This is a genomic window from Streptomyces sp. NPDC058459 (genome assembly GCF_042721685.1).
Classification (GTDB): Bacteria; Actinomycetota; Actinomycetes; order Streptomycetales; family Streptomycetaceae; genus Streptomyces.
The window spans coordinates 1-5,326 of the sequence record NZ_JBHXLV010000305.1; the positions used below are offsets into that span (position 1 = coordinate 1).

The following is a 5,326-nucleotide window of genomic DNA, read 5'->3' on the forward strand; positions in this document are numbered from 1 at the left end:
CCGCACGACCGGGCCGGCACCCGGGGCCCCCGGTCAGCGAGTGTTCCGCGACGCCCCCGCCGGCGGAGTGGAGTGCCCGCCGCGCGTCGGCGACACATGCGACGTAGTCCGGAACCGGTCGGGCCGACCCGCGCCGGGGCCGGCGGGGATCACGCCACGAACGCCCCCGGCACCTCCCCGCCTCCGGTGGCACCGGACTCCACCAGCCGGGCCGCCGACGCCAGCCGGGAGGCCGCCTCGTCCGCCACCGCGCCGCCCACTGTGAACGGCAGCCGCAGGTACCCCTCGAAGGCACCGTCCACGCCGAAGCGGGGGCCGGAGGGGACGCGGACGCCCACCCGCTCACCCACCTCGGCTAGGCGGGAGCCGGACAGGCCCCCGGCGCGGACCCAGAGGGTCAGCCCGCCGGAGGGCACCTCGTACTCCCAGCCGGGCAGCTCGCGGTGCAGCGCGGTGATCAGGGCGTCTCGGTTCTCGCGGGCCTGGGCGCGGCGGAGCGCCACCGCCTGCTCCCAGCCGCCGGAGCTGAACAGCCAGTGCACGGCGAGCTGTTCGAGGACGGGGGTGCCCATGTCGGCGTAGGCGCGCGCGGAGACCAGGCTGCGGATGACGTCGGGGGCGGCGCGCACCCAGCCGATGCGCATCCCGGCCCAGAACGCCTTGCTGGCCGAGCCGACCGTGATCACGGTGGAACCGGCCGGGTCGAAGCCGCACACCGGGCGCGGCATGTTCCGGCCCAGCTCCTCCTCGAACCACAGCTCGCTCATCGTCTCGTCGGCGACCAGCACGGTCCCGGCCGCGCGGGCCGCGTCGACGAGCCGGCGCCGCTGGTCCTCGTCGGCCAGCGCACCCGTCGGATTGTGGAAGTCGGCCACGACATAGGCGAGCCGGGGCGCGGCCTCGCGCAGCACCTGGCGCCAGCGGTCGAGGTCCCAGCCGCTGAGTCCCTCGGCCATGGCGACGGGCACGAGCCGGGCGCCGGCCTCCCGCATCAGCTGGAGGATGTTGGCGTAGGAGGGCGACTCGACGGCGATCCGCTCGCCCCGGCCCGCGAAGAGATGGCAGATGGCGTCGATCGCGCCCATCGCACCGGTGGTCACCATGATCTGCTCGGGCATGGTGGGGATGCCCCGCGCGGTGTACCGCTCGGCGATCATGGCGCGCAGGGTGGGCAGCCCGGCCGGGTAGTCGCCGTGGGTGTGGGCGTAGGGCGGCAGATCCTCCAGCGCGCCGGTGACCGCGCGGGTGAGCCAGGGCTCGGGCGCCGGGAGGGCCGCGCAGCCCAGGTCGATCAGGGAGCCGAGCGACTCGGGCGGCAGCGGCTCCAGGCCGCGCGCGGGCAGCGGGTTGCCCGCCGGGACGGCCGTCCAACTGCCCGCACCGCGCCGGGACTCCAGGAACCCCTCGGTGCGCAGGGCCTCGTACGCGGCGGCGACGGTGGTGCGGCTGACGGAGAGGGCGAGGGCCAGTTCGCGTTCGGCGGGCAGCCGGGCGGCCACGGGGACGCGGCCCTCCAGGACGAGCAGCCGGATGCCGTCGGCCAGGGCGCGGTAGGCGGGCGGGCGGCGCGTGCCGGGGCCGCCGGGGCGGTCCTGCTGGGAGTTGAGGAGCCGGGCGAGCTGTGCGGCGCCCACCGCCGAGGTCCAATGCGGCATGCAGATCAGTCCACCTTTCCCGGATTGGCCATGGATGGCTCTCCATCCCACGCCACAGAGTGGCACGGGTCAGGCCACTGTCACCACTCAGGGGGGTATCCCATGTCCACTCGGGGCCGTCTCACCCGCCGGCTGCTCCAGCTGTACGCCGGACTCGCGCTGTACGGGGCGAGTTCGGCGCTGCTCGTCAGGTCGGGCCTCGGCCTGGAACCGTGGAACGTGCTGCACCAGGGGCTCGCCGCCCGCACCGGCCTCAGCATGGGCGTCGTCCTGACCCTGCTCGGCGCCGCGATCCTGCTGCTGTGGATACCGCTGCGCCAGCGCCCCGGCCTGGGCACGGTCTCCAATGTGCTGGTGATCGGCTTCGCCATGGACGCCACCCTCTCCGCGCTGCCCGCCGCGCACGGCCCGGCGGCGCGGATCGCACTGCTGGTCCCGGGGATCGTGCTCAACGGCGCGGCGACCGGCCTGTACATCGCGGCGGACTTCGGCCCCGGCCCGCGCGACGGCCTGATGACCGGCCTGCACCGCCGCACCGGCCGCTCGATCCGGCTGATCCGCACCTGTGTGGAGGTCACCGTGGTGGCGACCGGCTTCGCCCTCGGCGGCACTGTCGGCATCGGCACCGTGCTGTACGCCCTGGCGATCGGCCCGCTCGCCCAGTTCTTCCTGCGCTTCTTCGCGCTGCGCCCGGCGTCCGCGCCGACCGGGGTGGTTGCCACCGGTCGGCCGGAGCGCGCGATACTGCGCCGGTGACCGAGCCGACACGCCATCCGTACCTGGACCATCCCGGCCCCATCCCCTTCGCCCACCGGGGCGGGGCGGCGGCGGCGAGCACCGGGAACACGGAGAACACCGAGAACACCGTGGCGCAGTTCTGCCGGGCGGTCGCGCTGGGCTACCGCTACATCGAGACCGACGTCCACCTCACGGCGGACGGCACACTCGTCGCCTTCCACGACGACTCCCTGGACCGGGTCACGGACGGCACCGGGCGCATCGCCGACCTGCCGTGGGCGGACGTCCGCCACGCGCGCGTGGGCGGCAAGGAGCCCGTACCGCTGTTCGAAGAGCTGCTGGAGACGTTCCCCGAGGTCCGCTGGAACGTGGACGTGAAGGCGGAGGCGGCCCTGCTGCCGTTCCTGGACCTGGTCGGACGCGCTGACGCCTGGGACCGCGTCTGCCTGGGCTCCTTCTCGGAGGCGCGGGTGCGGCGCGCGCAGCGGCTGGCGGGGCCGAGGCTGGCCACCTCGTTCGGCACCCTCGGGGTGCTGGGGCTGCGGCTGCGGTCCTGGGGGCTGCCCGCGACCGTGCGCGGCTCCGCCGTCGCGGCGCAGGTGCCGGAGGCCCGGTCGGGCGTCCCGGTGGCCGACCGGCGCTTCGTGCGGGCGGCGCACGCGCTCGGGCTCCAGGTGCACGTGTGGACGGTCAACGAACCCGAGCGGATGCACCGGCTCCTGGATCTGGGCGTCGATGGCATCATGACCGATCACATCGACACGTTGCGCGAGGTCATGGAGGACCGCGGCGTCTGGGTCTGACCCGGCCGAGTGACGCCTCCCCCGCCTCGGCACGGCACTGCGGCGGGGAAGCGAGGGGGCGGGGTGGGTATCGACACCGTGCGGGCGGGCGCGCCCGGCGAGTCGGCGGGGTCGCGGCGCGAGCAGCGTGGCTGGTACTGGTACGACTGGGCGTGCTCGGTGTACTCCACGAGCGTCCTCACCGTGTTTCTCGGCCCGTACCTCACCGCCGTGGCCCGGCACGCGGCCGACGCCGACGGCTATGTGCACCCGCTCGGGATACCGGTGCGGGCGGGCTCGTTCTTCGCCTACGCGGTGTCCCTGTCCGTGATCGTCGCGGTGCTGGTGATGCCCCTGACGGGGAGCCTGGCCGACCGCACGGGCCGGAAGAAGCCGCTGCTGGCGGTGGCCGCGTACACCGGGGCGGCCGCGACCGCGGGCATGTTCTTCCTGGACGGCGACCGCTATCTGCTCGGCGGGCTGCTGCTGGTGGTGGTGGCCAACGCGGCGCAGTCGGTCGGGATGATGCTCTACAACTCCTACCTGCCGCAGATCGCCCCGCCCGCCGACCGCGACCGGGTCTCCTCGCGCGGCTGGGCCTTCGGCTACGCGGCGGGCTCCCTGATGCTGGTCGCCGATCTGGTGCTGTACACCGCGCACGACTCCTTCGGCCTGTCGGAGCCGGCCGCCGTGCGGGTGTGCCTCGCCTCGGCCGGGCTGTGGTGGGGCGCCTTCGCGCTGATCCCGCTCAGCCGGCTGCGCGACCGGCACGCGCGCGTGGCGTCTGCCGCCCCGACCGGCCTGCGTCAACTGGCGGCCACGGTCGAGGACATGCGCCGCCACCCCCACACCCTCGCCTTCCTGCTGGCGTACCTCGTCTACAACGACGGCATCCAGACGGTGATCACCCAGGCGTCGGTGTACGGCTCGGAGGAGCTGGGGCTCGGGCAGTCCACCCTGATCGGCGCGGTGCTGCTGGTGCAGGTGCTGGCTGTGGCGGGCGCGCTGGCGATGGGCCGGCTGGCGCGGACGTACGGCGCCCGGCGCACCATCCTCGGCTCACTGGTGGCCTGGACGCTCACCCTGGCCGCCGGGTACTTCCTGCCCGCCGGGGCGCCGGTGTTCTTCTACGTCCTGGCGGGCGCCATCGGGCTGGTGCTGGGCGGCAGCCAGGCCCTGTCCCGGTCGCTGTTCTCGCATCTGGTCCCGCCGGGCAAGGAGGCGGAGTACTTCTCCGCGTACGAGCTGAGCGATCGGGGTATGAGCTGGCTCGGTCCACTGCTGTTCGGGGTGACCTACCAGCTGACCGGGAGCTACCGTTCCGCGATCGTCTCGCTGGTGGCCTTCTTCGTGACCGGCTTCGTGCTGCTGGCGCGGGTGCCGGTGCGGCGTGCCGTCGGCGAGGCGGGGAATCCGGTCCCGGAGAGGATTTAGCGCTCAACACGAAAGGGCGGTAGTGTACGCGTTTGGCCTGCCAGGCGTACCGTTACTGCGCGTCAATAACAGTGAAACGGCGGGTCACATCTGCGAGCAGAGGTGACAAACCGGACGCCTGTGGGTAGAACAAGGGGCGGCTACGACGGCGACGTACGACCCGGATCGGGACTCCGGACGGGAATCTTTACCGCCGACCGGACGTTGACCGGATGACGACGACAGCGACACCTGTCCTGTGGGCGACAAGCCCGGGAGGCACGATTCATGAGTGAGCGAGCTCTTCGCGGTACGCGCCTCGTGGTGACCAGCTACGAGACGGACCGCGGTATCGACCTGGCCCCGCGCCAGGCCGTGGAGTACGCATGCGAGAAGGGGCATCGTTTCGAGATGCCCTTCTCGGTCGAGGCGGAGATTCCGCCGGAGTGGGAGTGCAAGGTCTGCGGGGCCCAGGCACTCCTGGTCGACGGCAACGGCCCTGAGGAGAAGAAGGCCAAGCCCGCGCGTACCCACTGGGACATGCTGATGGAGCGGCGCACCCGCGAGGAACTCGAAGAGGTCCTTGAGGAGCGTCTGGCGGTCCTGCGTTCGGGCGCGATGAACATCGCGGTACACCCGCGCGACAGCCGCAAGTCGGCGTAGCTCTTCAGGGGCCGCGCCGGATCGAGCGCACAGCACACAACCGCGGGCGCCGTACATCCACACGATGTACGGCGC

General features: G+C 73.1%; 5 protein-coding genes. 4 read left to right on the top strand and 1 reads right to left on the bottom strand.

Features of this window, described 5'->3' with window-relative positions:
* Positions 1–149: 149 nt before the first annotated feature.
* Positions 150–1,655: a PLP-dependent aminotransferase family protein gene (locus tag ACFWN1_RS31310; RefSeq protein WP_384369490.1), complete on the bottom strand. Its 1,506-nt coding sequence runs from the start codon at positions 1,653–1,655 to the stop codon at positions 150–152.
* Positions 1,656–1,757: 102 nt separating this feature from the next.
* Between ACFWN1_RS31310 and ACFWN1_RS31315 the strand changes: the two genes are divergently transcribed.
* The 4 genes from ACFWN1_RS31315 (at position 1,758) to ACFWN1_RS31330 (ending at position 5,251) form a co-directional block, all read left to right on the top strand.
* Positions 1,758–2,411 (top strand): YitT family protein, encoded by a 654-nt coding sequence (locus ACFWN1_RS31315; protein ID WP_384369493.1) that lies wholly within the window; start codon positions 1,758–1,760, stop codon positions 2,409–2,411.
* Positions 2,408–3,196 (top strand): glycerophosphodiester phosphodiesterase, encoded by a 789-nt coding sequence (locus ACFWN1_RS31320; RefSeq protein ID WP_384369496.1) that lies wholly within the window; start codon positions 2,408–2,410, stop codon positions 3,194–3,196. Before ACFWN1_RS31315 ends, ACFWN1_RS31320 begins: the two co-directional genes overlap by 4 nt.
* Before the next feature lie 63 nt (positions 3,197–3,259).
* The gene (locus tag ACFWN1_RS31325) at positions 3,260–4,609 is read left to right on the top strand and encodes an MFS transporter (protein ID WP_384369499.1); all 1,350 of its coding nucleotides are present in this window, start codon (positions 3,260–3,262) and stop codon (positions 4,607–4,609) included.
* A gap of 267 nt (positions 4,610–4,876) precedes the next feature.
* The gene (locus ACFWN1_RS31330; RefSeq protein ID WP_042173984.1) at positions 4,877–5,251 is read left to right on the top strand and encodes an RNA polymerase-binding protein RbpA; all 375 of its coding nucleotides are present in this window, start codon (positions 4,877–4,879) and stop codon (positions 5,249–5,251) included.
* The last annotated feature ends 75 nt before the right edge of the window (positions 5,252–5,326 follow it).